The organism is Nonomuraea sp. AD125B (genome assembly GCF_041402765.1).
Classification (GTDB): Bacteria; Actinomycetota; Actinomycetes; order Streptosporangiales; family Streptosporangiaceae; genus Nonomuraea; species Nonomuraea bangladeshensis.
Genome location: NZ_JBGLOU010000009.1, coordinates 174,131 through 199,202, shown reverse-complemented (window position 1 = coordinate 199,202; position 25,072 = coordinate 174,131). Strand labels below are relative to the sequence as shown.

Below are 25,072 nucleotides of genomic sequence, written 5' to 3'. Positions count from 1 at the left end.
TCGTGAGTGGCCAACAACGTCTTCGACCTCGCCGAGCTGCGCAAGCTGATCGATGAGCAGGCTGCCGTGCCCCCACGGCAGGCCGAGGCGGCTCCCGCCGAGGAGCACGAAGCGCTGACCTTCCCGCCGGTCCTGCTGGCGTCCGACGCCGAGCTGGCCCGGGCCGTCCCCGCGGTGCCGCTCGTGGCCGACGCCATCAGGCTCACCGCGTGGACGGGCGAGCGCGCCGTCGGCCCCGACGGGCACCTCGGCGAGTCCGACGCGGCGGCCGCCGCCGCCCGGTTCGGCCTGAGCGCCGCCCGGCTGCGCCTGGTCTGGATCGTCGCCGTCAACACCGGCCTGCTGCGCATCACGGCCGGACGGGCCGCGCGGGGGCCGCTGTCGATGCAGCTCACGGTCGAGGCCACGCTGGAGTTCTGGGACGGCGTGGTCATGGACGTCCTCGACCGCGCCGACGAGGGCCTGACCGGCTCGGCCGTGGTGGACGGCCACCTGGCCGAGATGCTCGCCACCATCTACTCCGTACGCTCCGGCGTCGCCACCGCCAACCTCGCCCGTGGCATCCTCCAGTCCCACGAGGTCGCCTGCGCCCCCGGGGCCGCCGAGATGCGCAGGCTGGCCGCCGCGCTGCCGGCCGAGCTGCTGGAGGCGCTGTCGCTGCTCACGTACTGCGGGCTGGTCGAGCAGACCCCCGCGGGGCGCACCGCGCTCACCCCGCTCGGGGTGTGGGCCGTCCGCCGCGACCTGCTGCGTGAGGGGCACGACGCGCCGACCGCGGAGGAGGTGGAGGTCTTCGCCGACCTGTCGGCGGCCGAGCTGGTCGAGGCGCTGGTCAAGGGCACGGCCACGCAGAGCGCCGTCGCCGGGTGGCTGGAGCGCCGCTCGCCCGAGTCGGCCGCGCGCGACCTCGTCGCGATCGCCGCCTCCGGCACCGCCGGGCAGCGCGGCGCGGTGGGCGCGATCCTGGAGGAGCTGGGTCCCGAGGCCGAGGCCCCCGTGCGCGAGGCGCTCGACGAGCCCCTCCTGCGCCGCTACGCCGCCTCCTGGCTGCACATCCGCGACCTGCCGGCCCCGGCGCTCGGCCCCGAGGACCACACCTGGCTCGCGGTCGACTCCCTGGCGGCCCTGCTGCACCTGTCCGGGCCCGCCGCGGCGCGGCTCGACCCGCCGGAAGACCTCGTCAAGCTCGTCGCCGAGATGCCCGCCGTCGGCCACCCCGACACCATCGCCGTGCTCGACCTGCTCGCAGGCCGCCACGACGACGAGTCGGTGGCCAAGGCCGCCCGCAAAGCCGCGATGAAGGCCCGCTCGCTCCAGCACACTAAACTGGGCTGATCCCTCGCGACGAAACGGAGTGACCCCTTTGGCGATCCAGTCGATCCGGCTGTTCGGAGACCCGGTGCTGCGCACCCCGGCGGCCCCGGTCGTCGATTTCGACAAGGAGCTCCGCAAGCTGGTCAAAGACCTCACCGACACGATGATGGACGCGCCGGGCGCGGGCCTCGCGGCCCCGCAGATCGGCGTCGGCCTGCGGGTGTTCACCTACTACGTCGACGACCAGCTCGGCCACCTGATCAACCCCGACCTCGACCTGTCGTCCGAGCTGGACGAGGAGGGCGAGGAGGGCTGCCTGTCCTTCCCCGGGCTGTCGTTCCCGACGCCGCGGGCCGTGCGCGCCGTGGCCAAGGGCTTCAACATGCACGGCGAGCCGGTCACGCTGGAGGGCACCGACCTCATGGCACGATGCTTCCAGCACGAGACCGACCACCTCGACGGCATCCTGTTCATCGACCGCATGGATCCCAAGCAGCGCAAGCTCGCCATGAAGGCGGTCCGCGAGGCCGAGTGGAGCGGGCTCGCCGCGCCCGTCGTCAAGTTCTCGCCGCACGCGACCGGCGGAAAGGCACTCTGACAAGCATGCGTCTGGTCTTCGCGGGCACGCCCGAGACGGCTCTGCCGTCGCTGCGCACCCTGATCGACTCGCCCCGGCACGAGGTGGTGGCCGTCGTCACCCGGCCCGACGCCCAGTCCGGGCGCGGGCGCAAGGTCCACCCCTCGCCGGTGGCCGAGCTCGCCGAGGAGGCGGGCATCGAGGTGCTGCGCCCGCAGAAGGCCGGCGATCCCGCGTTCCTCGACCGGCTGCGGGAGATCGGGCCCGACTGCTGCCCCGTGGTGGCCTACGGCGCGCTGCTGCCCCAGTCCGCGCTCGACGTCCCCCGGCACGGCTGGATCAACCTGCACTTCTCGATCCTGCCCGCGTGGCGCGGCGCCGCGCCCGTCCAGCACGCGGTCCTGCACGGTGACGAGATCACCGGCGCGACCACGTTCCAGATCGTCAAGGAGCTCGACGCCGGGCCCGTCTACGGGGTCGTCACCGAGGAGGTCCGCCGCGACGACACCAGCGGGGCGCTGCTGGAGCGGCTTTCTGTGTCCGGGGCGGGGCTGCTGGCCGCCACGCTCGACGGGGTCGAGGACGGCACGCTGGAGGCCCGGCCGCAGCCGGCCGACGGCGTCACCATCGCCCCCAAGCTCAACGTCGCCGACGCGCGGGTCGCCTGGGACAAGCCGGCTATGCACGTCGATCGCCTCATCCGGGCCTGCACGCCCGGCCCCGGCGCGTGGACCGAGTTCCGCGGCACGCGGATCAAGCTCGGGCCGGTGCGGCCGGTCCCCGGGGAGCGGCTGGCTCCCGGCGAGGTCGCCGCGGGCAAGTCCCGCGTGCTCGTCGGCACCGCCACGGACGCGGTCGAGCTGGGCGAGGTGCAGCCCCAGGGCAAGCGGGTCATGGGGGCCGTGGAGTGGGCTCGGGGAGTCCGCCCGGAGGGCAAAGAGATCTTCGCGTGAGCGGTCAGCACAACGACGGGGGCCGCGACCGGCCCCGCGGCGGCGCGAAGAACCGCGCCGGCGGCCAGTCCCGCGACGGCCAGGCCCGCGGTGGGCAGGGGCGGGCGCAGGGCGGGCGTGGGGGGCGGCGGGTGCCTCGGGATGAGGCCAGGATCGCCGCGTTCGACGTCATCAGGGCCGTGGACGAGCGTGACTCCTACGCCAACCTGCTCCTGCCGCGCATCCTGCGCGAGCGCGGCATCAGGGGCCGTGACGCCGCCCTCGCCACCGAGCTGGCCTACGGGACGCTGCGCGGGCTCGGCACGTACGACGCAATCATCGAGATGTGCAGCGACCGCGCGCCCGATCCCGACGTGCGCGACGCCCTGCGGCTCGGCGCCCACCAGCTCCTGCGCATGCGGGTCCCGCCGCACGCCGCCGTCGGCACCACGGTCGACCTCGTACGCCTGCGCGTCGGCCCCGGCCCCGCCAAGTTCGCCAACGCCGTGCTGCGCAAGATCGCGTCCAGGACGATCGAGGAGTGGGTGCCCATCGTCGCGCCCGACGCCGGCGCCGACCCGGTCGGCCACCTCGCCGTCGCCCACGCGCACCCGCGCTGGATCGTCTCGGCCTTCCGCGACGCGCTCGGCGGCGACGCCGAGCTGACCGACCTGCTCGCCGCCGACAACGTCCGTCCCCTGGTGACCCTGGTCGCCCGGCCGGGGCGCAGCTCGGTCAAGGAGCTGGAGGAGGCCGGGGCCACGCCGGGCCGCTACTCGCCGTACGCGGCCTATCTGGGTGAGGGCGACCCCGGGCAGATCGAGGCCGTGGCGGGCACCCGTGCGGCCGTCCAGGACGAGGCCAGCCAGCTCGTGGCGCTCGCCCTCACCCGCGTCCCGCTCGACGACGGCGACGCGCCGGCGGGCGGTCCGGGCGGCGGCGGGGAGCGGTGGCTCGACATGTGCGCCGGGCCGGGAGGCAAGGCCGGGCTGCTCGACGCCATCGCCACCCACGGCGACACGGCCGCCGACGGCCCGGCCGGGTTCCCCGGCGGGGCGCGGCTGCTGGCGGCCGACGTCCAGTTCCATCGCGCGCGGCTGGTGTGGCAGACCACCCGGCACGCGGACGTGATCACTGCCGACGGCACCGAGCCCGCCTGGCGTCCCGGGGTGTTCGACCGGGTCATGCTGGACGCGCCCTGCACCGGGCTCGGCGCGCTGCGGCGGCGGCCGGAGGCCCGGTGGCGCCGCGACCCGTCGGCCATCGCCGAGCTGGGCCGGCTGCAGCGCCGGCTGCTCGGCACCGCCCTCGACGCGGTCCGGCCCGGCGGGGTCGTCGCGTACGTCACCTGCTCGCCGCACCTGGCCGAGACCAGGGTCGTGGTGGGCGACGTGCTCGCCCGCCGCGACGACGCCGAGCAGCTCGACGCGCGCGCCTACCTGCCCGAGGTCGACGGTCTCGGCGACGGCCCGCACGCGCAGTTCTGGCCGCACCGCCACGGCACCGACGCGATGTTCCTGGCGCTCGTCCGCAAGCGCCGTCCGTGACGCGGCGGGGGCACGTCTCCCGCCGTTCACTAGACTGGGCGAAATCATGGCCGTACAGATCTCGCCCAGCATCCTCGCCGCCGACTTCGCCAGGCTCGCCGACGAGGCCGCCGCCGTGCCCAACGCCGACTGGCTGCACGTCGACGTCATGGACTACCACTTCGTGCCCAACCTGACCCTCGGGCTGCCCGTCGTCGAGGCGCTGCGCAAGGCGACCGCCACGCCGCTCGACTGCCACCTGATGATCGCCGACCCCGACCGCTGGGCGCCGCAGTACGCCGAGGCGGGCGCGGGCAGCGTCACCATCCACGCCGAGGCCGCCAAGGCGCCCGTCCGCACGCTGCGCGAGATCCGCGCGCAGGGGGCGCGGGCGGGGCTCGCGCTCAACCCGGCCACGGCGGTCGAGCCGTACGAAGACCTGCTGCCCGAGCTCGACATGCTGCTGCTGATGACCGTGGAGCCGGGCTTCGGCGGGCAGAAGTTCCTCGACATGGTGCTGCCGAAGGTCCGCCGGGCGCGTGAGCTGGTGCGGCGGCACGGCGGCCGGATCTGGGTGCAGGTCGACGGCGGCGTGGACGCCGAGACGATCGGGCGGTGCGCCGAGGCGGGGGCGGACGTGTTCGTGGCGGGCAGCGCCGTCTACGGCGCCTCCGACCCGGGCGCGGCCATCGACGAGCTGCGCGCGGCCGCCACCCGCGCCCAGGGCTGACCATCCCGCGTCCAGGGCTGAGCACCCGCGCCCAGGGCTGACCATTCCGCGTCCAGGGCTGAGCACCCGCGCCCAGGGCTGACCATTCCGCGTCCACGACTGAGCATCCAGCGTCCACGGCTGAGCACCCGCGCCCGGGGTTGAGCCGCCGGCGTGGCGGTTTCCATGCCCGGCCGGGATTGACACCCGACGGGGCCACAATCGACACATAGATGTCACCCAACCTGGGTAATTATCCACTTATGAGTGACCATGGCATCTTCGGCCCCGGCTCGGTCACCTGGCGGGTGATGGGCGAACCCATCCTGCTCGTCGGCGGCTTCCGCGCCCTGCTCATGCAGGGCCTGCACCCGCGGGCGATGCGCGGCGTGCTGCAGAACTCCGCGCTCATGGACCCGGCCGAGTCCTGGGCGCGCTTCCAGCGCACCACGGAGTTCGTCCGGGTCCGCACGTACGGCACCACTGAGGAGGTCGAGCGGGCGGGCCGCCGGGTACGCAAGATCCACGCCAGCCTCACCGCCCACGACCCCGACACCGGAGAGACCTACCGTCTCGACGACCCCGACGCCCTGCGCTGGGTGCACGTCGGCGAGGTCGACTCCTACCTGTCGGTTGCCCGGCGGGCCGGCGTACGGCTGAGCGACGCCGAGGCCGACACGTTCGTGGCCGAGTGGCGGCGGGCCGCCGAGGTGGTAGGGCTCAAGGCCGAGGACGTGCCGGGCTCGGTCGCCGAGCTGGAGGACTACATCCGGGCCGAACGGCCGGGGCTGCGTTTCGTCCCGGAGGCGGCCCATCCGCTGCGCCTGTCGCTCAACGCGCCGCTGCCGCTCCTGCTGACCCCGCTCAAGCCCGCCCTGCCGGCGCTCACGCTGCTGGCCTTCGCCACGCTGCCGCGCTGGGCCCGGCGGCTGTACGGCCTGCCCGCCACCCCCGTCGGCGACCTGTGGGCGACGGCGACCCTGCGTACCCTGCACACCGGGCTCGGGCTGGTGCCCCCGCAGGTCAGGTACGCGCCGGTGGCCCGCCGGGCGCGCCGGATGACGGCCGCCTGAATCCCCGCGCAGGGGGCGGTCGCGCTCGGCGTTTCGGACATGGCACACTGATGGGAGAACAGAGCTAGCGTGCTCCGGGGTCGGTGAAACTCCGAACCGGCGGTTACAGTCCGCGACCCGGCCGATGCCATCGGCCGGTTGACCCGGTGAAATTCCGGGACCGACGGTTAAAGTCCGGATGGGAGGCAGCGCGCGAGGTGTCCGGCATACCGCCGGATGCCTGCTGTGGTGCATGTCGTGCACCATCGAGTCCCCCGGGGCCCGCCGTGGCTTGAAGCTACTGGCGAGTAGGAGACCCCGGGTGGAGCTACCCGAGCAGGACGCCGCCCCCATGGCGCGCGCCGTCGCGCTGGCCGCGCGCGGTCACGGCACCACCAGCCCCAACCCGGTCGTCGGCTGCGTCGTGCTGGACGCGGACGGCGCGGTCGCCGGGGAGGGCTTCCACGCGTACGCGGGCGGGCCGCACGCCGAGATCGGCGCGCTCGCCCAGGCGGGGGAGCGGGCCCGGGGCGGCACGGCGTACGTGACGCTGGAGCCCTGCGACCACACCGGGCGGACGGGGCCGTGCAGCCGGGCGCTGCTCGACGCCGGGATCGCGCGGGTCGTGGTCGCGGTGGCCGACCCCAACCCCAAGGCGGCGGGCGGCGCGGCGCGGTTGCGGGCCGCCGGGGTCGAGGTGACCACGGGCGTGCTGGCGGCCGAGGCCGAACGGGTCAACGAGGAGTGGCTCACCTACGCGCGGCTCGGCCGCTCCCACGTGACCTGGAAGTTCGCCGCCACGCTCGACGGCCGCTCGGCCGCCGAGGACGGCACCAGCCAGTGGATCACCTCGCCGGAGTCACGGGCCGACGTGCACCGGATGCGGGCCGCCGCCGACGCGATCGTCGCGGGCGTCGGCACCGTGCTCGCCGACGACCCCCGCCTCACCGCCCGACCGGACGGCCCGTCCGCGCGGCGCAGTGACCCCCGGCTCACCGCCCGACCGGAGGGTCCGTCCGCCCGGCGCAGGCCGCCGCTGCGGGTCGTGGTCGACACCGAGGCCCGTACGCCCCCCGAAGCCCGCGTGCTCGACGACCAGGCCCCCACCCTCCTCGCCGTGGCCGACGACGCCGACACCGGCCGGCTCAAGGCCGACATCCTGCGCCTGCCCCGCCACGGGAGCGGCCTCGACCTGCGCGCCCTGCTGACCGAGCTGGCCGCCCGCGAGGTCGTCGGCGTCTTCCTCGAAGGCGGGCCCGCGCTCGCGGGATCGTTCCTGCGCGGAGGGCTGACCGACCGGGTGGTCGCGTACGTGGCCCCGGCGCTGCTCGGCTCCGGCCGCGCCGCGCTCGGCCCGGCCGGGGTGGGCACGATCGACGCCATCCATCGCCTGACCTTTGACGAAATTTCCCCCATAGGGCCAGATGTTCGGCTGATCGCCCGGCCCGTCGCGCAACCCAGCAGGGAGCAGTGATCGATGTTCACCGGAATCATTGAGGAAAAGGGCGAAGTCGTCGCCATCGAACACGCCGGCGGCGGCGCCCGGCTGTCCGTACGCGGCCCGCTGGTCACCTCCGACGCCCGCCACGGCGACTCCATCGCCGTCAACGGCGTGTGCCTGACGGTGGTCGAGGCCGCGGACGGCGTCTTCACCGTGGACGTGATGCGGGAGTCCCTCGACCGCACCTCCCTCGGCGCGCTGTCCGCCGGGTCCGCGGTCAACCTGGAGCGGGCCGTACGCGCCGACCAGCGCCTCGGCGGCCACATCGTGCAGGGCCACGTGGACGGCACCGCCGTGCTGCTGTCCCGCGCCCCCGGCGAGAACTGGGACGACCTGCGCTTTTCCCTCCCGGAGCCGCTGAGCCGGTACGTCGCCGAGAAGGGCTCCATCGCGATCGACGGAATCAGCCTGACGGTCACCACGGTTGACGACGACGGCTTCGGCGTGAGCCTCATCCCGACCACGCTGCGGCTCACCACCATGGGCGAACGCCAGGTGGGCGACCTGGTGAACATCGAGGTCGACGTGATCGCGAAGTATGTGGAAAGGCTGGTGGTCAGGCAGTGAACTGGGCGGACGCCGGATTCACGGTATTCGGCACACACGTGCTCTGGACGGACCTGATCGGCAACATCGCCGCGCTGTCCACGGTGCTGCTGGCCATGCGCAAGTCGATGTGGACCTGGCCGGTGCAGTTCGCCGGCTCGGTGCTGCTGTTCATCGCCTCGATCAACGCGCACATCACCGGCAACGCGCTGAAGCAGGCCATGTTCGGCATCCTGGCGCTGTACGGCTGGTGGGCGTGGCGGCGCGGCACCCAGGGCGGCAAGCAGCTCCCGATCAGGCCGGCCGCCCTGTGGGAGCGGCTGGTGCTGGTCGGCGCGCTGCTGGCGGGGACCGCGCTGGTCGGGCTGCTGTTCTGGGTGACGAAGCTGTCGTGGGGCGCGCAGGTGCCGCTGCCGAAGGGCGCGTTCCTGGTGGCCGCCGACGCCTACATCTTCGTCGGCAGCGCGATCGCCACCTGGGCGCAGGGGCGGGCGCTGGTCGACTTCTGGATCGTGTGGGTGGCTGTCGACCTCGTCGGGGTGCCGCTCGCCTTCAGCTCGGGGCTGGTCGTCTCCGGATGGGTGTACGGGGTGTTCTTCGTGCTGGTCGTCGTCGGGTTCGTCAAGTGGCTGCGCGAGTACCGCGCGGGCACGGGCGCCGCGCCGCAGGTGGCGGTGGCCCAGTGAGGGAGGAGAAGAAGATCGAGCTCGACCCGATCGAACGCGCCATCGAGGACATCCGCAACGGCAAGCCGGTCGTGGTCGTGGACGACGAGAACCGCGAGAACGAGGGCGACCTCATCTTCGCCGCGGCCAAGGCGACGCCCGAGCTGTGCACGTTCACGATCCGGCACACCAGCGGCATGATCTGCGTGGCCATGGAGGGCAGGGAGCTCGACCGGCTCGGGCTGCCGCTCATGGTCTTCCACAACAAGGAGCGCATGCGCACGGCGTACACGATCACCGTGGACGCCCGCGACGGCGTCACCACCGGCATCTCCGCGGCCGACCGGGCGCGGACCATCCGCACGCTCGCCGACTCCGCGACCGAGCCCAACGAGCTGGTCCGCCCCGGGCACGTCTTCCCGCTGCGCTACCACGAGGGCGGCGTGCTGGCCAGGCGCGGCCACACCGAGGCCGCCGTGGACCTGGCCAGGCTCGCCGGTCTGTCCGGGGCCGGGGCGCTGGCCGAGGTCGTCAACGACGACGGCAGCATGGCCCGCCTGCCCGAGCTGCGGCGCTTCGCCGACCGGCACGGCCTCGCGCTGGTCTCCATCGAGCAGCTCGTGGACCACCGGCGGCGGGTCGAGAGCATGGTCACCCGGGTCGCCGAGACGCGCCTGCCGAACGTGTACGGCATGTGGCGCGGCTACGGCTACGCCAGCGCCCTCGACGGCGGCGAGCACATGGCGCTGGTCTACGGCGAGCTGGGCGACGGAGAGAACGTCCTGGTACGCGCCCACTCCGAGTGCCTGACCGGCGACGTGTTCGGCTCGCTGCGCTGCGACTGCGGTGTGCAGCTCGACAGCGCGATGTCGGCCATCGCCCAGGAGGGCCGCGGCGTCGTCGTCTACCTGCGCGGGCACGAGGGCAGGGGGATCGGGCTGCTGGCCAAGCTCAAGGCGTACAGCCTGCAGGACAACGGCTCCGACACCGTGGACGCCAACCTGGAGCTCGGGCTGCCGGTGGACGCGCGGGAGTTCTCCAACGCGGGGCAGATCCTCGCCGACCTCGGCGTGAAGTCGGTGCGGCTGCTCACCAACAACCCGTCCAAGCTCAAGGGCATGGACGGCTACGGCATCAAGGTCCTCGGCCGCGAGCCCATGCCCGTGGCCATGAACCCCTACAACGAGCGGTACCTGAAGGCCAAGCGCGATCGCCTCGGCCACGACATCTCGGAGGCATCATGAGCGGGGAAGGACGCCCCCAGGCCGCGGCGCCGGACGCGGCGGGGCTGACGGTGGGGGTGGTGGCCGCCACCTGGCACGCCAAGATCACCGACCAGCTCGTGGCGCGGGCCGTGGCGGCGTGCGACGACAGCGGCGCGCGGGCCACCGTGGTGCGGGTGCCGGGATCCCTGGAGATCCCGGTGGTCGCCCAGGCGCTGGCCCGCCGCTGCGACGCCGTGGTGGCGCTCGGCGCGGTCATCCGCGGCGAGACCGCCCACTTCGACTACGTCTGCGACTCGGTGACCGCCGGTCTGACCCGGGTCTCGCTGGACGAGCGCACGCCGGTCGGCAACGGCGTGCTCACCTGCGAGACCCTGGACCAGGCGCTCGACCGGTCGGGGCTGCCGGGCAGCAAGGAGGACAAGGGGTACGAGTCGGCGGTCGCCGCACTGGAGACCGCGCTCCTCCTGCGCGATCTTTCCTGAGCCGCGCGCCCGCAGGGGGAGCGGCCCGGTCCCGACATGGGACCGAACCGGCGACTCCTCCTGCGGGACCTGCCCTGAGCTGCGGTAGGTTCTCCTCGTGTCCGAGCCCGCCGTCCCGCCGCCGTCCCTGCCCGTCACCTGGCGCCCGCGCGTCCCGCGCATGGTCGCCTACGGCTTCGCCGCGCTGGTCGTGGCGGGCGCGGTGATCATGGCGATCTTCATCTCCGAGCCGTTCAAGCTGCCCGACCGCATCGCGATCGTCGCGTTCGGCGTGGCGGTGGCGTACGTGCTGCACCTGCTGGGCCGGGTGCGGGTGGACGCCGACGAGCAGGGCGTGACCCTCGTCAACGCCGTACGCACCCACCGCTACTCCTGGCCGGAGGTCCTGGAGGTGTCGATGACGCCGGGCGAGCCGTGGCCGCGCGTCGACTTCTCCGACGGCAGCACGATCGGCGCGATGGGCATCCAGGGCTCGGAGAAGGAGCGCGCCGCGCAGGCCGTCGCCGAGCTGACGGCGCTCATCCACGAGCGCGGAGAGGCGCCGGAGCGGCCCTGACCTCAAGTCGGGCCGGCGTCTTATCGCCGGGCGGGGTGGCGACGTAGCCTGAAGGCGTGCTGCGCCGGACAATCAGGACGATGGACATCCAGTCGCCGGAAAAGCTCATCGAGCTGCTCGATCGGCACGCCTACCTGGCCGACGAGGGGCTCGCGACGGCCGCCTTCCTCGCGCTGCGCATGGGACGGCCGCTGTTCCTGGAAGGGGAGGCGGGCGTCGGCAAGACCGAGCTGGCCAAGACCCTCGCCACGCTGCTGCGGGCGCCGCTCATCCGGCTCCAGTGCTACGAGGGCCTGGACGCCGCCCAGGCGCTCTACGACTGGGACTTCGCCCGCCAGCTCCTGCATCTCAAGGCCGCCGAGGCGGCCGGGGTCACCGACGTCGCCCGGCTGGAGGGCGAGATCTACGACCGGCGCTTCCTCATCGCCCGCCCGCTGCTGAAGGCCGTCGAGACGCAGCCCAGCGTGCTGCTGGTGGACGAGATCGACCGGGCCGACGACGAGTTCGAGGCGTTCCTGCTGGAGGTGCTGTCGGACTTCACGATCTCGATCCCCGAGCTGGGCACGATCAGGGCGGAGACGCCGCCGGTGGTCGTGGTGACCTCCAACCGCACCCGTGAGGTCCACGACGCGCTCAAGCGGCGCTGTCTCTACCACTGGCTGGAGCACCCGTCCTACGACCGCGAGGTGGCCATCCTGCTGCGCCGCCTGCCGCAGTGCACCGAGACCCTGGCGCTGCAGGTGGCGCGGGCGGCCGAGCGGCTGCGCCGGGCCGACCTGGTCAAGCCGCCCGGCGTGGCCGAGACGCTGGACTGGACGGAGGCGCTGCTGACGCTGGGCGCGAAGGAGCTGGACCCGGGGCTGGCCGCCGCCACGCTGGGGGCGGCGCTGAAGTACCGGGAGGACGTGGTGAGCGTCCTCGGCAACGGGCTGCTGTCCCATGACTGACCTCTCCGGGGACGCAGGCGGGCTGGTCGCCGTCATGACGGGTTTCGCCAGGACGCTGCGGGCGGCCGGGGTGGCCGCCGACCACGACCGCACCCAGAGCCTGCTGGCCGCGCTCGCCCATCTCGACGTGACCGACCGCGCCGCCGTCTACTGGGCCGGGCGGCTCACGCTGTGCGCGACGCCGGACGACCTGCCCCGCTACGACCGCTGCTTCGCCGCCTACTTCGCCGGGCGGCGCGCGACGCTCGCCCGTACGGCCGTCACGAGCGTCACCCGGCACCTGGCGGCGCACGAGGACCCGGGCGGCGAGGAGGAGGGCGGCGGCGAGGCGACGGCGGCCCCCGCGACCGCGAGCCGCGCCGAGATCCTGCGGCACCGGGACGTGGCCAGGCTCACCGCGGCCGAGCGGGCCGAGGTGCACCGCCTGCTTGCCCTGCTGCGCGACCGGCGGGCCCGGCGGCGCTCGCGCCGCTTCGAGCGTGCCCGCCGCGGCGCGCTCGACCGGCGCAGGACGATCCGCGAGGCGCTGCGCAAGGGCGAGGTGGCCGGGCTCCGCCACCGCGCGCACGCCACCCGACCCCGTGCGGTGGTGCTGTTCGTGGACGTCAGCGGCTCCATGGCCCCCTACGCCGAGACCCTGCTGCGCTTCGCCCACGCCCTGGTCAGGAGCGAGCCGCGGGCCACCAGGGTCTACTCCGTCGGCACCCGCCTCACCCCGCTCACCGCCGAGCTGCGCCACCGCGACCCCGGCACCGCGCTGAACGAGGCCTCGAAGGCCATCCCCGACTGGAGCGGCGGCACCCGGCTGGGGGAGGAGCTGCGCGAGTACCTGACCCGGTTCAGCGCGCGGGGCGCGATCGTGGTGATCGCCTCCGACGGCTGGGAACGCGGCGACCCCGGCCTGCTGGCCGCCCAGATGGCCAGGCTCTCGCGGCAGGCGTACCGCGTCATCTGGGTCAACCCGCACAAGGGGTATGAGGACTACCAGCCGCTCACGGGCGGGATGCGGGCCGCACTGCCGTACATCGACGACCTGGTGGCCGGGCACAGCCTGGCCGCCTTCGAGCAACTCAGCGAAAGGCTCGCCCATGCGTGACGTGCTGCCGGAGATCATGCGCTGGTACCGGTCGGGGCTCAAGTTCGGGCTGGCCACCGTGGTCAGCACGTTCAGCAGCGCGCCGCGACCGCCGGGCGCGGCGATGGCGGTGCGCGGCGACGAGGTCGTGGGCAGCGTGTCCGGCGGCTGCGTCGAGGGCGCGGTGTTCGAGCTGGCCGGCGAGATCGACACGCCGGTGCTCCAGCGCTACGGGGTCACCGACGACGACGCCTTCGCCGTCGGGCTCACCTGCGGCGGCATCATCGACATCCTCGTCGAGCCCATCTCGATCGAGACCTTCCCCCAGCTCGGCGAGGTGGCCGCGTCGATCGAGGCGCACGAGCCGGTCGCCGTCGCCACCGTCGTCTCCGGCCCGGGACGGATCGGGGCGCGCCGGATCATCTGGCCGGACCGCGCCTCGGGCACCCTCGGGGTGCGCCGGCTCGACGAGGCCGTGGACGACGACGCCCGCGGCATGCTCGCCCAGGGCGCGACCGGCATCCGCCGCTACGGCGGCGAGGGGGAGCGGCGGCTGGACGACCTCGCGGTGTTCGTGCACGCGTTCGCGCCGCCGCCGCGCATGCTGGTGTTCGGGGCGATCGACTTCGCGGCGGCGGTGGCGCGGGTCGGCAAGTTCCTCGGCTACCACGTCACGGTCTGCGACGCCCGGCCGGTCTTCGCCACGCAGAAGCGCTTCCCCGACGCCGACGAGGTCGTGGTCAAGTGGCCGCACGACTACCTCGCCACGGTGGAGGTGGACGAGCGCACGGTGATCTGCGTGCTCACCCACGACCCGAAGTTCGACGTGCCGCTGCTGGAGGTGGCGCTGCGCACCGGCGCCGGGTACGTCGGGGCGATGGGCTCGCGCCGTACGCACGAGGACCGCCTGGCCCGGCTGCGCGAGGCCGGGCTCACCGAGGAGGAGCTGGCCCGGCTGCGCTCGCCCATCGGCCTGGACCTCGGCGCGCGCACCCCCGAGGAGACCGCCGTGTCGATCGCCGCCGAGCTGATCCAGCTCCGCTGGGGCGGCACCGGCCGCCCGCTGTCCACCACGCGCGGCCGCATCCACCACGAGTCGCCGTGATCGCGGGACTGCTGCTCGCGGCCGGGCGCGGCGCACGGCTCGGCACGCCGAAGGCGCTCGTCGAGTACGACGGCGAACGCCTGCTCGACCGGGGCGTACGGCTGCTCGCGGAGGGCGGCTGCCACCCGGTCGTGGTGGTGCTGGGCGCGGCCGACGCGCAGGTGCGCGGGGCGGTCGCGGTGCGCAACCCCGGCTGGGCCTCCGGCATGGGCTCGTCGCTGCGGGCCGGCCTGGCCGCGCTGCCCGAGGAGGCGGAGGCCGTGGTGATCGCGCTGGTCGACCAGCCGCTGATCCGGCCGGGCGCGGTGCGCGCGCTGATCGAGGCGCGCGCCGGGCTGGCCGTCGCGACGTACGGGGGCCGGCGCAGGAACCCGGTGCTCGTCGCCCGCGAGCACTTCGCCGAGGTGGCCGAGCGCGCGGTGGGGGACGTCGGGGCCCGCGCGTTCATCAAGGCCCATCCCGAGCTGGTGACCGAGGTGCCGTGCGACGACCACGGTGACCCCGCCGACATCGACACGCCGGGGGACCTCGCCGCCCTGCGAAGCCAGGGCTAGAAGCGGAACGAGGCGATCGCCGCGCGGTGGTCGCTGCCGGTCGCCGGGGCCACGCCCGCCTCGGTGGCCTCCATCCCCTTGAACAGGATGTGGTCGGGCCGGGTGACCGGGAACTCGGCCGGCCAGGTGAAGCCGAACCCGTCGCCCGCGACGCTCTGCGCGTCGGTGAGCGGCGGGGTGAGGCCGCGCAGGTTGCGGTCGGTGGTGGCGGTGTTGAGGTCGCCGAGCAGCAGGATGCGCTTGCTCGGATCGGCGTCGACCAGCGCGCGGGCGCGGGCCAGCGAGGCGTCGCGCGAGGCGGTGTGGCCGGGCCGGGCCGAGGCGAGGTGCATGACGTAGACGGTGACCTTGCCCTTGGGGGTCTCGGCGACGGCGCGCAGGGCGCGCGGCCAGCCCAGGCCGACGTCCAGCGGCTCGGTGCGGCTGAGCGGGTAGCGGCTCCACAGGCCGACCGTGCTGACCGGGTAGTGGTACTTGAACATCTTGTTGAGCTGCTTGGCGGCCGGGCCGCCGGGCGTCAGCTCCTGGGCGGCCAGCAGGTCGAGGTCCTTGGCGATGGCGCGTACGGCCTCGCCGGAGGCGTCGTTGCGCACGCCGACGTTGACCGTGCCCACGGACAGGTCGCTGGCCCCGCCGGGCGGCGTGCGCAGGAGCGTCGAGCCGAACATCGCCGCCCACACCACCCCCGGCACCAGCGCGGCCGCGGCGGCCACGGTGGAACGCGCCAGCGCGGCGGCGAGCAGCAGTACCGGCACGGCCAGCCCGATCCAAGGCAGCAGGCTCTCCAGGACGGGGGTGAACCCGCCGAGCGAGGGGATCAGCCGATGACCCGCCAGAGCCGCGGCCACCACCGCAGACAGCACCACGACAACGCGACTCAGCACCCGTCCCAGGCTAGCCGCTCCCCGCCGGAGAGCCGACGCGATAGCCTGTTCGCGTCGAAACGGAACATCATTCGGTTCTAGGGGAGCCCGGCATGCGCATCGGTATGGCAATCAACTACTCGGGCGGCTTCAAGGAGACCGTCGCCGAGCTGGCGGACTACGAGAAGGCCGGACTGGACATCGTGTTCGTGGCCGAGGCCTACAGCTTCGACGCGGTCAGCCAGATGGGCTACATCGCGGCGAAGACCGAGCGGCTGCAGATCGCCTCCGGCATCCTGCCGATCTACTCGCGCACGCCGACGCTCCTGGCCATGACCGCCGCCGGGCTCGACTTCGTCTCCGACGGGCGTTTCACGCTCGGCATCGGCGCGTCGGGGCCGCAGGTGATCGAGGGGTTCCACGGGGTGCCGTACACCGCGCCGCTGGCGCGTACGCGGGAGGTCATCGAGATCTGCCGCCAGGTGTGGCGGCGCGAGCGCGTGGAGCACCAGGGCCGCCACTACCAGGTGCCGCTCCCGCCCGGCCAGGGCACCGGCCTGGGCAAGGCCCTGAAGATCATCAACCACCCGGTGCGTCCCCGCATCCCCATCGTGGTCGCCGCCATCGGGCCGAAGAACGTCGAGCTGGCCGCCGAGCTGGCCGAGGGCTGGGAGCCGATCTTCTACGTTCCGGAGAAGGCCGGCGAGGTCTGGGGCGAGGCCCTGGCCGCGGGCAAGGCCAAGCGCGACCCCGAGCTGGGCGAGCTGGACGTGATCGCGCAGGCGTCCCTCGCGATCGGCGACGACGTGTCCGGGCTGCTGGAGTTCGGGCGGCCGATGGCGGCCCTCTACATCGGCGGCATGGGCGCCAAGGGCAAGAACTTCTACAACGACCTGGCCAGGCGCTACGGCTACGAGAAGGAGGCCGAGGAGATCCAGGACCTCTACCTCGCGGGCAAGAAGGACGAGGCCGCCGCCAAGGTGCCCACCGAGCTGCTGGAGAAGCAGTCGCTGATCGGCAGCGAGGGCTTCGTGCGCGACCGGGTGCAGGCGCTGAAGGAGTCGGGGGTCACCACGCTGAACGTGGCGCCGCTCGGGCGTACGCACGAGGAGCGGGTCCGGCTCATCGAGCAGATCAAGGACATCGCCGGATGACCGGTTAAGTGGGGTGAATCACCCTTTCCGTGAGGAATGCTCCGGATCTCACCGGCGTTGACAGGCCCCGTGAGGTTCTCCCTGGTGCTCGTGCTGCTCGTCGAGCGGCTGCACGTCGACCTGTGCCGGTTGCACACGTCGCTGTGTCGCTGACCGTACGACGTCGCGACCACCCATAACCTCACAAGTCCGGAGCTTTCCTCCCGTGAAGAGATTCTCTTTCTCGCTCCAGCTCCTCACCGGCCTCGCCGCCGGCGTCGCGCTGGGCTTCGCCGCCAGGATCTGGGACGTGACCTGGCTGGCCGAGACCCTGAACAGGGTCGGCCAGATCTTCGTCCAGCTGCTCAAGCTCGCCGTGCCGCCGCTGGTCTTCACCGCCGTGCTGGTCAGCGTCGCCAACCTGCGCAACGTCAACGGTGCGGCCAGGCTCGCCGCCAAGACCCTGATGTGGTTCCTGATCACCGCCGCGGTGGCGGTGGCCCTCGCCATCGGGCTCGGCCTGCTCATCGACCCCGGCCGCGGCGTCAGCCTCGACACCGGCGCCGCCAAGGCCCCCGAGCACGCCGGCACCTGGCTCGACTTCGTCACCGGCATCCTCCCGACCAACGTCGTCACCGCCTTCACCGAGGTCAACGTCCTCCAGATCGTCTTCCTGGGCGCCGTGCTCGGCGCGGCCGCCCTGGCGGCGGGGGAGAAGGCCGAACCGGCCCTCGCGCTCGCCCGGTCGGTGCTGGAGCTGGTCCAGAAGGCGCTGTGGTGGGTCATCAGGCTCGCGCCCATCGGCACGGCGGGCCTCATCGGCAAGGCCGTGTCCACGTACGGGTGGGACCTGCTCGCGCCGCTCGCCAAGTTCAGCGCCGGGGTCTACGCCGGCTGCCTCCTGGTGCTGCTGGCCGTCTACCCGACGCTGCTGGCGGTCTGGGGCAAGGTCAGCCCCGTGCGCTTCTTCCGCAACGCCTGGCCCGCGATCGAGCTGGCGTTCGTCTCGCGCTCGTCGGTCGGCACGCTGCCGCTGACGCAGCGGGTCACGGTCGAGCGCAACGGCGTGGACCCCGACTACGCCTCCTTCGCGGTGCCGTTCGGCGCGACCACCAAGATGGACGGCTGCGCCTCGGTCTACCCGGCGCTCGCCGCGATCTTCGTGGCGCAGGTCTTCGGCGTGCCGCTCGGCCTCGGCGACTACCTGCTGATCGCGTTCGTCTCGGTCGTCGGCTCGGCCGCCACCGCGGGGCTCACCGGCGCGACCGTCATGCTGACGCTCACGCTCAGCACCCTGGGACTGCCGCTGGAGGGCGTCGGCCTGCTGCTGGCCATCGACCCGATCCTCGACATGATGCGCACCGCCACCAACGTCGCCGGCCAGATGGTGGTGCCGGTGCTGGTGGCCCGCTCGGAGGGCCGCCTCGACACGGCGGTCTTCAACGCCCCTCCGCAGCCGCTCGACGACGCCCCGTCCGGGACGCGGCGGACGCCGGAGCCGGTCGCCGCCTGACCCGCTCCCTCTCGCTCTCGCGGAGGCGCGCGGCGCCGTGGGGGCCTATGGTGGGTCGGAAATCATGATTTTCGAGTGTTTGGCGGAGATATGTCCGACGCGACGACGCCGGCGTTGATAGCCGACCGGTACCGGCTGGAGGAGCGCATCGGCGCCGGACCGGTGGGCGAGGTGTGGCGCGGGTACGACACCCGCGCCGACTGGGTCGTGGCCGTGAAGCTGCTGCGGGGCGCGGGAACCCCGGAAACGCTCAGGCAGCACGCCCAGGCCGTGGCCAAGGTCATCCATCCGAACGTGGCCATGGTCCTGGACGTCGGCGAGCACGACGGGGCGCCGTTCCTGGTGATGGAGCACCTCACGGGGATGAGCCTCGGCGAGGAGCGGGAGGCCGCGGGCGGCACCCTCGGCGTGGTGGAGACGTGCGACCTGGTGGCGCAGGCGGCCGCCGGGCTGGACGCCGCGCACCGCGCCGGGGTGGTGCACGGGGAGATCGACCCCGACAGCTTCCGGCGGGCCGGCAGCGGCGTGCTCAAGGTCGTCGGGTTCGGGCTCGGCGGCGCGGCCACGCCCGGCGGCGACCCCCGCTACCTGGCCCCCGAGCGGGCCGCGGGGGACGAGGCGCGACCTGCCGGCGACGTGTACGCCCTCGGCTGCGTCTGCTACGAGCTGCTGTCCGGCCGCCACCCCTTCGAGGCCGCCGGCACGGAGGACGCCCCCGCCACGGGCGTCTCCGGTGCGGGCGTCTCCGCCACGGGCGTCTCTGCCACGGGCGTCTCCGCCACGGGCGTCTCCGCCACGGGCGTCTCCGCCACGGGCGTCTCCGCCACGGGCGTCTCCGCCACGGGGCCGGTGCCGCCCAGTGCGCTCAGGGCCGGGGTGCCCGCCGAGCTCGACCGCCTGGTGCTGGCCATGATCGCGGAAGACCCCGCCCGCCGCCCGGCCGGCGGCGAGACCATCCGCCGCGCGCTGGTGACCATCGCCCACCCCCGCGCCAACCCCGACGCCCCGGCGGCCCCCGCCGGCGTGCCCGTGACCGGCGCCATGCTGCGCGGCGACGTTCCCGGCGCCGCACCGGCGGCCCGCGCCGGGGACACCGCCGTCTACCAGGCCGGCGACCTCGCGATGGAGGGCCCGCGGCAGCCGGCGCGCGGCGGGCGCAGGCTCGTCGTCCAGCTCGGCGCGGCCGTGGCCGCCATCGTCGCGGTGACCGTCGGCATGGTCCTCTGGGCGAACGCGGGCGGCGACGAGCCCGAGGGCCGCGACCCGGTCGCGGTGGCCACCCCCAGCGACGCGCCCACCACGGACGTCGTGCCGGGACAGACGCCCACCACGACGTCCGACTGGCCCACCGGCGAGCCCTCCAGCCCGCCGGCCCAGCCGTCGCCGGGCAACGTGATCACCTTCGGGCCGGACAGCGAGCTGCCCAGCGCGCTGCGCGAGACGCCCCCCGTCCGCGGCACCCTCCGCCCCGGCCAGGAGCCGCCCGGCGGCTTCGACCGGTGGCTGAGCGCGTTCGACCAGGCCGTGACGCACCAGGTCGGCACCAACGGCATCAACCCGCGCGTCGCCTCCAAGGCCCAGGACAAGCTGCGCAAGGCGGCGGGCAAGTACGCCGCCGGCCACCGCGAGGCCGCGCTCAAGCAGGTCGCCGGCGTCTACCGCGACCTGGAGCGCGCCCAGCAGAAGGGCGACATGGAGCCGACCGGCCCGCTCGCCGAGTTCATCCGCGAATGGGCCGTACCGGACCGCTGACCCGTCGCGCGCCGCGAGGGCCGGTGAGCGGCCGTAGATTGGCGGGATGACCTTCGACCACGCGGCGCGCCTGGCGCGGCTCGCCGCGCTGCTCCCCGCCCGCGAGGTGCCGGCGCTCCTCGTCACCTCCGCGGTCAACGTCCGCTATCTGACGGGCCTGGCCAGCTCGAACGCGGCCGTCCTGGTCCGGGCCGACGGCTCGGCGCTGCTCGCCACCGACAACCGCTACATCGGCAAGGCCCGCACCCTCGGCGTCCCGGTCGTCGAGGCGTCCGACGTGGCGGCCCGGCTGGCCGAGCCGGGCGCGGGCATCGAGGCGTCGAGCATGACCGTGGCCACCTACCGCCGCCTGGGCGAGGGGCTGGTGCCGCTCGGCCCGGTGGTCGAGGAGCTGCGCGCCGTCAAGGACGACGCCGAGCTGGAGCTGCTGCGCACCGCCTGCGCGATCACCGATCAGGCGTTCGCCGACGTCTCGGCCCGCATCGTCCCCGGCATGACCGAGCGCGAGCTCGCCCGGCTGCTGGAGAACCGCATGACCGAGCTGGGCGCCGACAAGCCCGCGTTCGACTCGATCGTGGCCGCGGGCGAGAACGGCGCGATCCCGCACCACGCCCCCACCGGCAGGGAGCTGCGCGCCGGCGACCTGGTGACGATGGACTTCGGCGCCCGCTACCAGGGCTATCACGCCGACATGACCCGTACGGTCAGCCTCGGGCCGCCCGCCGGCTGGCAGCGCGAGCTCTACGACCTGGTGGCCGAAGCCCAGCGGGCGGGCCGGCACGCGCTCGCGCCCGGCGCGGCGGCCGGTGACGTGGACCGCGCGGCCCGCTCGATCGTGGCGGAGGCGGGCCACGGCGAGCACTTCAGGCACGGCCTCGGGCACGGCGTCGGCCTGGAGATCCACGAGGAGCCGTTCCTGGGCCCCTCGCGTACCGGTAGACTAGAGGATCGAGTTCCGATCACCGTCGAGCCTGGGGTCTACCTCCCCGGCCGAGGCGGCGTCCGGATCGAGGACACCCTCGTGACCCGTGCGGGCGGGCCGGAGCTTTTCACCAAGACGACCAAGGAGCTGCTCGTCCTTTAGAGCGGCCGCACGCGGGAGAAGAACGAGTGGCGACGACCAACGACCTCAAGAACGGCATCGTGCTGAAGCTCGAGGGCGGTGAGCTCTGGAGCGTTGTCGAGTTCCAGCACGTCAAGCCGGGCAAGGGCGGCGCGTTCGTGCGCACCAAGCTGAAGAACGTCCTCTCCGGCAAGGTCGTCGACAAGACCTTCAACGCCGGCGTGAAGGTCGACGTGGCCAACGTCGACAAGCGCGAGATGCAGTACTCCTACCGCGACGGCGACGACTTCGTCTTCATGGACACCGAGACCTACGACATGGTCAACGTGTCCGCCGCCACGGTCGGCACCGCCGCCAACTACATGCTGGAGAACACCACGGCCACGGTCGCCTTCAACGAGGGCGCCGCCCTCTACGTCGACCTGCCCGCCGCGGCCGAGCTCACCATCGCCGAGACCGAGCCGGGCCTGCAGGGCGACCGCTCCACCGGCGGCACCAAGCCCGCCAAGCTGGAGACCGGCGCGGAGATCAAGGTCCCGCTGTTCATCACGACGGGCGAGAAGGTGAAGGTCGACACCCGCACCGGCGAGTACCTCGGCCGGGCCTGAGGTGTCGGCACGTGGCAAGGCGCGCAGGCGTGCGCTCGACATCCTCTTCGAGTCCGAACTCCGCGGCGAGGATCCGCTGAAGATCCTCGCCGAGCGCGTGGAGCGGCAGGAGCCCCCGGTCAACGAATACACCTCGGCCATCGTTGAGGGCGTGGCCAGGCACCGCCCGCGCATCGACGAGCTCATCACCACCTACGCCGAGGGCTGGACCCTCGACCGCATGCCCGCGGTCGACCGCAACCTGCTGCGCGGCGGCACCTACGAGCTGCTGTGGATGCCCGACGTCCCCGAGGGCGTGGTGATCAGCGAGTGGGTGCACCTGGCGGGCGAGCTGTCCACCGACGAGTCCCCTCAGTTCGTCAACGGGCTGCTGGCCAGATTCAAGCAACTCAAGCCAAGCCTCACCCTTTAGAGACCCGTCGAAACCGGTCGTTTCGGGGTAGCCTCCAAGCACAGCGACCGCTCGGCCGTGGGGGCGCGGGCGGCGTGATCGCGTACGGAGAAGTGGCGCGTCACCAGCCGCGACGCGCCCCTTCTGCGTTTCCCGCCCCTCTCGGGCCCGTTCCCCCCACCGGGCAGCGGGCGATGCCCCGCACGGCGTAGGCTGGGGCGCGTCCGCGAAGGAGCCCGCCGCGAAGCAGCAGCTCGCGGGGCGAGAGGGAGGCGAGCCCAACGGTGCGTGCTGAAAGCGTCACGAGGACCCCGGCGGTGCGCACCGCCGTCGTCTGGGACGCGCTGCGGTCGGTCCTGGCCGAGCGGGCCGCGGCCACCGGCCGCGAGGCGCTCGACATCGTCGACGCGGGCGGGGGCACCGGCGGCTTCGCCGTGCCGCTCGCCGCGCTGGGCCACTCCGTCACCGTCGTCGACCCGAGCCCCGACTCGCTGGCCGCGCTGGAGCGCCGGGCCAAGGAGAAGGGCGTGGGCGTGCGTTCGCTGCAGGGCGACGCCGACGCCCTGGGCGAGCTGCTCCAGCGCGACAGCGCCGATCTGGTGCTCTGCCACAGCGTCCTGGAGTACGTCGAGGACCCCGTCAGCGCGCTGGCCGCCGTCGCGGGCGTGCTGCGCCCGGGCGGCGCGGTCAGCGTGCTGGCCGCCAACCCGGTCGCCACGGCGATCCACCGCGCGCTCGCCGGCCAGTTCGACGAGGCGCGGGCGGTGCTCGACGACCCGCGGGGCACCTGGGGCGATCGCGACCCCACGCCCCGCCGCTTCACCGCGGAGGCGCTGAACGGGTTGCTGGAGGCCGCCGGGTTCGCGGCCGGGCCGGTCCACGGCGTGCGCGTCTTCGCCGACCTGGTGCCGAGCCGGCTGGTGGACGGCGAGCCCGGCGCGGCCGAGTCGCTGGCGGCGCTGGAGCAGGCCGCCGCCGCGCATCCGGTGCTGCGCGACATCGCGGCCCAGCTGCACGTGCTGGGCCGCCGCGCCTGAACGCCCCTCGGGGCGTCCCCTGTATCGAATTCGTGTTCGGATAGAATCGACGGCGTGTCCCGTAAGCAGATCACCGGCATCGGCCCCGCTCCGCGCACCGGGGCCGATGACAGCGGCTGCCCCATCCTCCACGTCGACATGGACGCCTTCTTCGCCAGCGTCGAGCTGCTCGAACGCCCCGAGCTGCGCGGCCGCCCGGTCATCGTGGGCTCGCCCGCCGGGCGCGGCGTCGTGCTGAGCGCCACCTACGAGGCCCGCGCCCACGGCGTGCACTCCGCGATGCCGATGAGCCGGGCCCGCAGGCTCTGCCCGCAGGCCGTGATCATCCCGCCCAGCCACGGGAAATACTCCGAGGTCTCCAAGGGCGTCATGGAGATCTTCCACGCGATCACCCCGCTGGTCGAGCCGATCGCCTCCGACGAGGCGTTCCTCGACGTCGGCGGCGCCCGGCGGCGGCTCGGCCCGCCCGCCGCCATCGCCGCGACGATCAAGGAGCAGGTCCTGGAGCGCTACGGCATCACGTGCTCGGTGGGCGTGGCCGCCAGCAAATTCGTCGCCAAGCTGGCCTCCAAGCAGTGCAAGCCGGACGGCCTGCTGGTGGTCCCGGCCGACGAGGTGGTCGCCTTCCTCCACCCGCTGCCCGTGTCGGCCCTCTGGGGCGTCGGTGAGCGCACCGAGCAGTCCCTGGTCCGTCTCGGCATCCGCACCGTCGGAGACCTCGCCAGGGTGCCGCCCGGCACGCTCCAGCGCGAGCTGGGGCAGGCGGTGGGCGGCCATCTGGCGGCGCTGGCCTGGGGGCGCGACGAGCGCCCGGTGACCGCGCACGTGCCCGACAAGAGCATCGGCAACGAGGAGACCTTCGCCGCCGACGTCGACGACCCCGACGTCATCAGGCGTGAGCTGCTGCGGCTGTCGGAGCGGGTCGCCGCGAGGATGCGTAAGGGCGGCCACGTGGGAAGAACTGTAAGTGTGAAGCTTCGCCGAGCCGATTTCACGACGATCACGCGCTCGCGCACGTTGCGCGAGCCGACCGACGTGGCCCAGGTGATTTACGCCACTGCCTGCGAGCTCTACCAGGCCGCGGGCCTGGAGCGGGTGCGGCTGCGGCTCGTGGGGGTGCGGATGGAGAACCTGCGCCCGGCGGAGGAGGCCACCAGGCAGCTCAGCCTCGGCGAGCGGGAGACCGGGTGGCGGGAGGCCGAGCAGGCGATGGACAAGGCGATTCGAAGATTCGGTCCCGATGCGGTGGTCCCAGCATCGCTCGTACGTGGCAAGCTTGATGAAATAGAGACATGACGCCGATGTCCCTACTTCGTGGTGCGCCGGAGTCACAATTTTGGGGAGAGGGGGGCGAGATGGGCCACAATGGAGCCATGACGTCACCTCCGGTTTGGTCTGCGTTGGACGTTTGCTTTCGCCTACGTCTACAGCCTCGTATTCTGGGGATAACCGACCGCGAGGTTCGGACACCCCGTGTCGTCCGTTGCCGTCTTCCCCGTCCTGGGGCTGTCCTTGGGAGGCGCCGTGCCGCTCTCTGAGCACGAGCAGCGCTTGCTCGACCAGATCGAGCAGGCCCTCTACGCCGAGGACCCGAAGTGGGCCAACACCGTAAGGATCAGTGACCCGCGCCGTCACTACAAGCGTCGCCTCATCAAGGCCACCATCGGCTTTGCCCTCGGCGTCGTCGTCATGATGGTCGGCGTCGTCGTGAGCGGCAATGCTCTGATCCCCCTCGGCGTCGGCGGTTTCGTGGTCATGCTCGCCGCGTGTCTGTGGGGCCTGTCGAGCTGGAAACGCATGAACGGGTTCGGCGACGTCCCGCCGGCCGCCCCCGGGCAGGCCGCGCCGGGCAGGCCCGCCCGCCGGAGCAACCGGGGCACCTTCATGGAGCGCATGGAGGAGCGCTGGCGCCGCCGGCACGACGAACGCTGACGTAGGACCAGAG

General features: G+C 73.5%; 26 protein-coding genes and 1 riboswitch. Of the genes, 25 read left to right on the top strand and 1 reads right to left on the bottom strand.

The genetic code is table 11. The annotated features are described in order from the left end of the window. Positions 1 to 6 precede the first annotated feature (6 nt). From ACBR40_RS24565 to ACBR40_RS24490, 16 genes are all read left to right on the top strand, one after another. Positions 7 to 1,335, top strand: a complete 1,329-nt coding sequence (locus tag ACBR40_RS24565; protein WP_344214803.1) for a hypothetical protein — start codon at positions 7 to 9, stop codon at positions 1,333 to 1,335. Between the two features lie 28 nt (positions 1,336 to 1,363). Further along, positions 1,364 to 1,912 (top strand): peptide deformylase, encoded by a 549-nt coding sequence (gene def, locus ACBR40_RS24560; RefSeq protein WP_344214805.1) that lies wholly within the window; start codon positions 1,364 to 1,366, stop codon positions 1,910 to 1,912. A gap of 5 nt (positions 1,913 to 1,917) precedes the next feature. Further along, positions 1,918 to 2,844: a methionyl-tRNA formyltransferase gene (gene fmt / locus ACBR40_RS24555; protein WP_371250268.1), complete on the top strand. Its 927-nt coding sequence runs from the start codon at positions 1,918 to 1,920 to the stop codon at positions 2,842 to 2,844. Beyond that, the gene (locus ACBR40_RS24550; RefSeq protein ID WP_371250267.1) at positions 2,841 to 4,370 is read left to right on the top strand and encodes an RsmB/NOP family class I SAM-dependent RNA methyltransferase; all 1,530 of its coding nucleotides are present in this window, start codon (positions 2,841 to 2,843) and stop codon (positions 4,368 to 4,370) included. The genes fmt and ACBR40_RS24550 overlap by 4 nt, the downstream gene beginning before the upstream one ends. Positions 4,371 to 4,416: 46 nt before the next feature. Then, the gene (gene rpe, locus ACBR40_RS24545; RefSeq protein ID WP_344214809.1) at positions 4,417 to 5,079 is read left to right on the top strand and encodes a ribulose-phosphate 3-epimerase; all 663 of its coding nucleotides are present in this window, start codon (positions 4,417 to 4,419) and stop codon (positions 5,077 to 5,079) included. 242 nt (positions 5,080 to 5,321) lie between these two features. Further along, on the top strand, positions 5,322 to 6,131 hold the full coding sequence (locus ACBR40_RS24540) for an oxygenase MpaB family protein (RefSeq protein WP_344214811.1): 810 nt from the start codon (positions 5,322 to 5,324) through the stop codon (positions 6,129 to 6,131). Between the two features lie 65 nt (positions 6,132 to 6,196). Continuing rightward, positions 6,197 to 6,327: riboswitch (FMN riboswitch) on the top strand. A 105-nt stretch (positions 6,328 to 6,432) separates the two neighbouring features. Beyond that, the gene (gene ribD, locus ACBR40_RS24535; protein WP_371250266.1) at positions 6,433 to 7,584 is read left to right on the top strand and encodes a bifunctional diaminohydroxyphosphoribosylaminopyrimidine deaminase/5-amino-6-(5-phosphoribosylamino)uracil reductase RibD; all 1,152 of its coding nucleotides are present in this window, start codon (positions 6,433 to 6,435) and stop codon (positions 7,582 to 7,584) included. A gap of 3 nt (positions 7,585 to 7,587) precedes the next feature. Beyond that, entirely contained in the window at positions 7,588 to 8,178 is a 591-nt protein-coding gene (locus ACBR40_RS24530) for a riboflavin synthase (protein WP_344214815.1), read from the top strand. Further along, the gene (locus tag ACBR40_RS24525) at positions 8,175 to 8,843 is read left to right on the top strand and encodes a nicotinamide mononucleotide transporter family protein (protein ID WP_344214817.1); all 669 of its coding nucleotides are present in this window, start codon (positions 8,175 to 8,177) and stop codon (positions 8,841 to 8,843) included. The genes ACBR40_RS24530 and ACBR40_RS24525 overlap by 4 nt, the downstream gene beginning before the upstream one ends. Beyond that, the gene (locus ACBR40_RS24520; protein ID WP_371250265.1) at positions 8,840 to 10,066 is read left to right on the top strand and encodes a bifunctional 3,4-dihydroxy-2-butanone-4-phosphate synthase/GTP cyclohydrolase II; all 1,227 of its coding nucleotides are present in this window, start codon (positions 8,840 to 8,842) and stop codon (positions 10,064 to 10,066) included. The genes ACBR40_RS24525 and ACBR40_RS24520 overlap by 4 nt, the downstream gene beginning before the upstream one ends. Further along, positions 10,063 to 10,530: a 6,7-dimethyl-8-ribityllumazine synthase gene (gene ribH / locus ACBR40_RS24515; RefSeq protein WP_344214821.1), complete on the top strand. Its 468-nt coding sequence runs from the start codon at positions 10,063 to 10,065 to the stop codon at positions 10,528 to 10,530. Before ACBR40_RS24520 ends, ribH begins: the two co-directional genes overlap by 4 nt. A 97-nt stretch (positions 10,531 to 10,627) precedes the next feature. After that, positions 10,628 to 11,086 (top strand): PH domain-containing protein, encoded by a 459-nt coding sequence (locus ACBR40_RS24510; RefSeq protein WP_344214823.1) that lies wholly within the window; start codon positions 10,628 to 10,630, stop codon positions 11,084 to 11,086. Between the two features lie 80 nt (positions 11,087 to 11,166). Beyond that, on the top strand, positions 11,167 to 12,033 hold the full coding sequence (locus tag ACBR40_RS24505; protein ID WP_344215064.1) for a MoxR family ATPase: 867 nt from the start codon (positions 11,167 to 11,169) through the stop codon (positions 12,031 to 12,033). Then, positions 12,026 to 13,129: a VWA domain-containing protein gene (locus tag ACBR40_RS24500; protein WP_371250264.1), complete on the top strand. Its 1,104-nt coding sequence runs from the start codon at positions 12,026 to 12,028 to the stop codon at positions 13,127 to 13,129. The genes ACBR40_RS24505 and ACBR40_RS24500 overlap by 8 nt, the downstream gene beginning before the upstream one ends. Beyond that, positions 13,122 to 14,213, top strand: a complete 1,092-nt coding sequence (locus ACBR40_RS24495; protein ID WP_344214827.1) for an XdhC/CoxI family protein — start codon at positions 13,122 to 13,124, stop codon at positions 14,211 to 14,213. Before ACBR40_RS24500 ends, ACBR40_RS24495 begins: the two co-directional genes overlap by 8 nt. After that, positions 14,213 to 14,767 (top strand): nucleotidyltransferase family protein, encoded by a 555-nt coding sequence (locus ACBR40_RS24490; protein WP_344215066.1) that lies wholly within the window; start codon positions 14,213 to 14,215, stop codon positions 14,765 to 14,767. The genes ACBR40_RS24495 and ACBR40_RS24490 overlap by 1 nt, the downstream gene beginning before the upstream one ends. On the opposite strand, the gene ACBR40_RS24485 is transcribed toward ACBR40_RS24490, so the two are convergent. After that, positions 14,764 to 15,651 (bottom strand): endonuclease/exonuclease/phosphatase family protein, encoded by an 888-nt coding sequence (locus tag ACBR40_RS24485; protein WP_344214829.1) that lies wholly within the window; start codon positions 15,649 to 15,651, stop codon positions 14,764 to 14,766. The genes ACBR40_RS24490 and ACBR40_RS24485 overlap by 4 nt on opposite strands. A 92-nt stretch (positions 15,652 to 15,743) precedes the next feature. Between ACBR40_RS24485 and ACBR40_RS24480 the strand changes: the two genes are divergently transcribed. From ACBR40_RS24480 to ACBR40_RS24440, 9 genes are all read left to right on the top strand, one after another. Then, positions 15,744 to 16,784 (top strand): LLM class F420-dependent oxidoreductase, encoded by a 1,041-nt coding sequence (locus ACBR40_RS24480; RefSeq protein ID WP_344214831.1) that lies wholly within the window; start codon positions 15,744 to 15,746, stop codon positions 16,782 to 16,784. Positions 16,785 to 16,989: 205 nt separating this feature from the next. Next, positions 16,990 to 18,276: a dicarboxylate/amino acid:cation symporter gene (locus ACBR40_RS24475; protein WP_371250263.1), complete on the top strand. Its 1,287-nt coding sequence runs from the start codon at positions 16,990 to 16,992 to the stop codon at positions 18,274 to 18,276. 90 nt (positions 18,277 to 18,366) lie between these two features. Continuing rightward, positions 18,367 to 20,028, top strand: coding sequence for a serine/threonine-protein kinase (locus ACBR40_RS24470; protein WP_371250262.1), 1,662 nt, complete (start codon positions 18,367 to 18,369; stop codon positions 20,026 to 20,028). Between the two features lie 46 nt (positions 20,029 to 20,074). Then, positions 20,075 to 21,112: a M24 family metallopeptidase gene (locus ACBR40_RS24465; protein ID WP_371250261.1), complete on the top strand. Its 1,038-nt coding sequence runs from the start codon at positions 20,075 to 20,077 to the stop codon at positions 21,110 to 21,112. Positions 21,113 to 21,138: 26 nt separating this feature from the next. Continuing rightward, positions 21,139 to 21,699 (top strand): elongation factor P, encoded by a 561-nt coding sequence (gene efp, locus ACBR40_RS24460; RefSeq protein ID WP_344214840.1) that lies wholly within the window; start codon positions 21,139 to 21,141, stop codon positions 21,697 to 21,699. A gap of 1 nt (position 21,700) precedes the next feature. Then, positions 21,701 to 22,111, top strand: coding sequence for a transcription antitermination factor NusB (nusB, locus tag ACBR40_RS24455; RefSeq protein ID WP_329580500.1), 411 nt, complete (start codon positions 21,701 to 21,703; stop codon positions 22,109 to 22,111). A 263-nt stretch (positions 22,112 to 22,374) separates the two neighbouring features. Continuing rightward, positions 22,375 to 23,127, top strand: coding sequence for a methyltransferase domain-containing protein (locus ACBR40_RS24450; protein WP_344214843.1), 753 nt, complete (start codon positions 22,375 to 22,377; stop codon positions 23,125 to 23,127). 54 nt (positions 23,128 to 23,181) lie between these two features. Beyond that, entirely contained in the window at positions 23,182 to 24,423 is a 1,242-nt protein-coding gene (locus ACBR40_RS24445) for a DNA polymerase IV (protein ID WP_344214845.1), read from the top strand. A gap of 228 nt (positions 24,424 to 24,651) precedes the next feature. Further along, positions 24,652 to 25,059 carry a DUF3040 domain-containing protein gene (locus ACBR40_RS24440; RefSeq protein ID WP_371250260.1) on the top strand — a complete coding sequence of 136 codons (408 nt, stop codon included), beginning with the start codon at positions 24,652 to 24,654 and terminating at the stop codon, positions 25,057 to 25,059. Positions 25,060 to 25,072 lie beyond the last annotated feature (13 nt).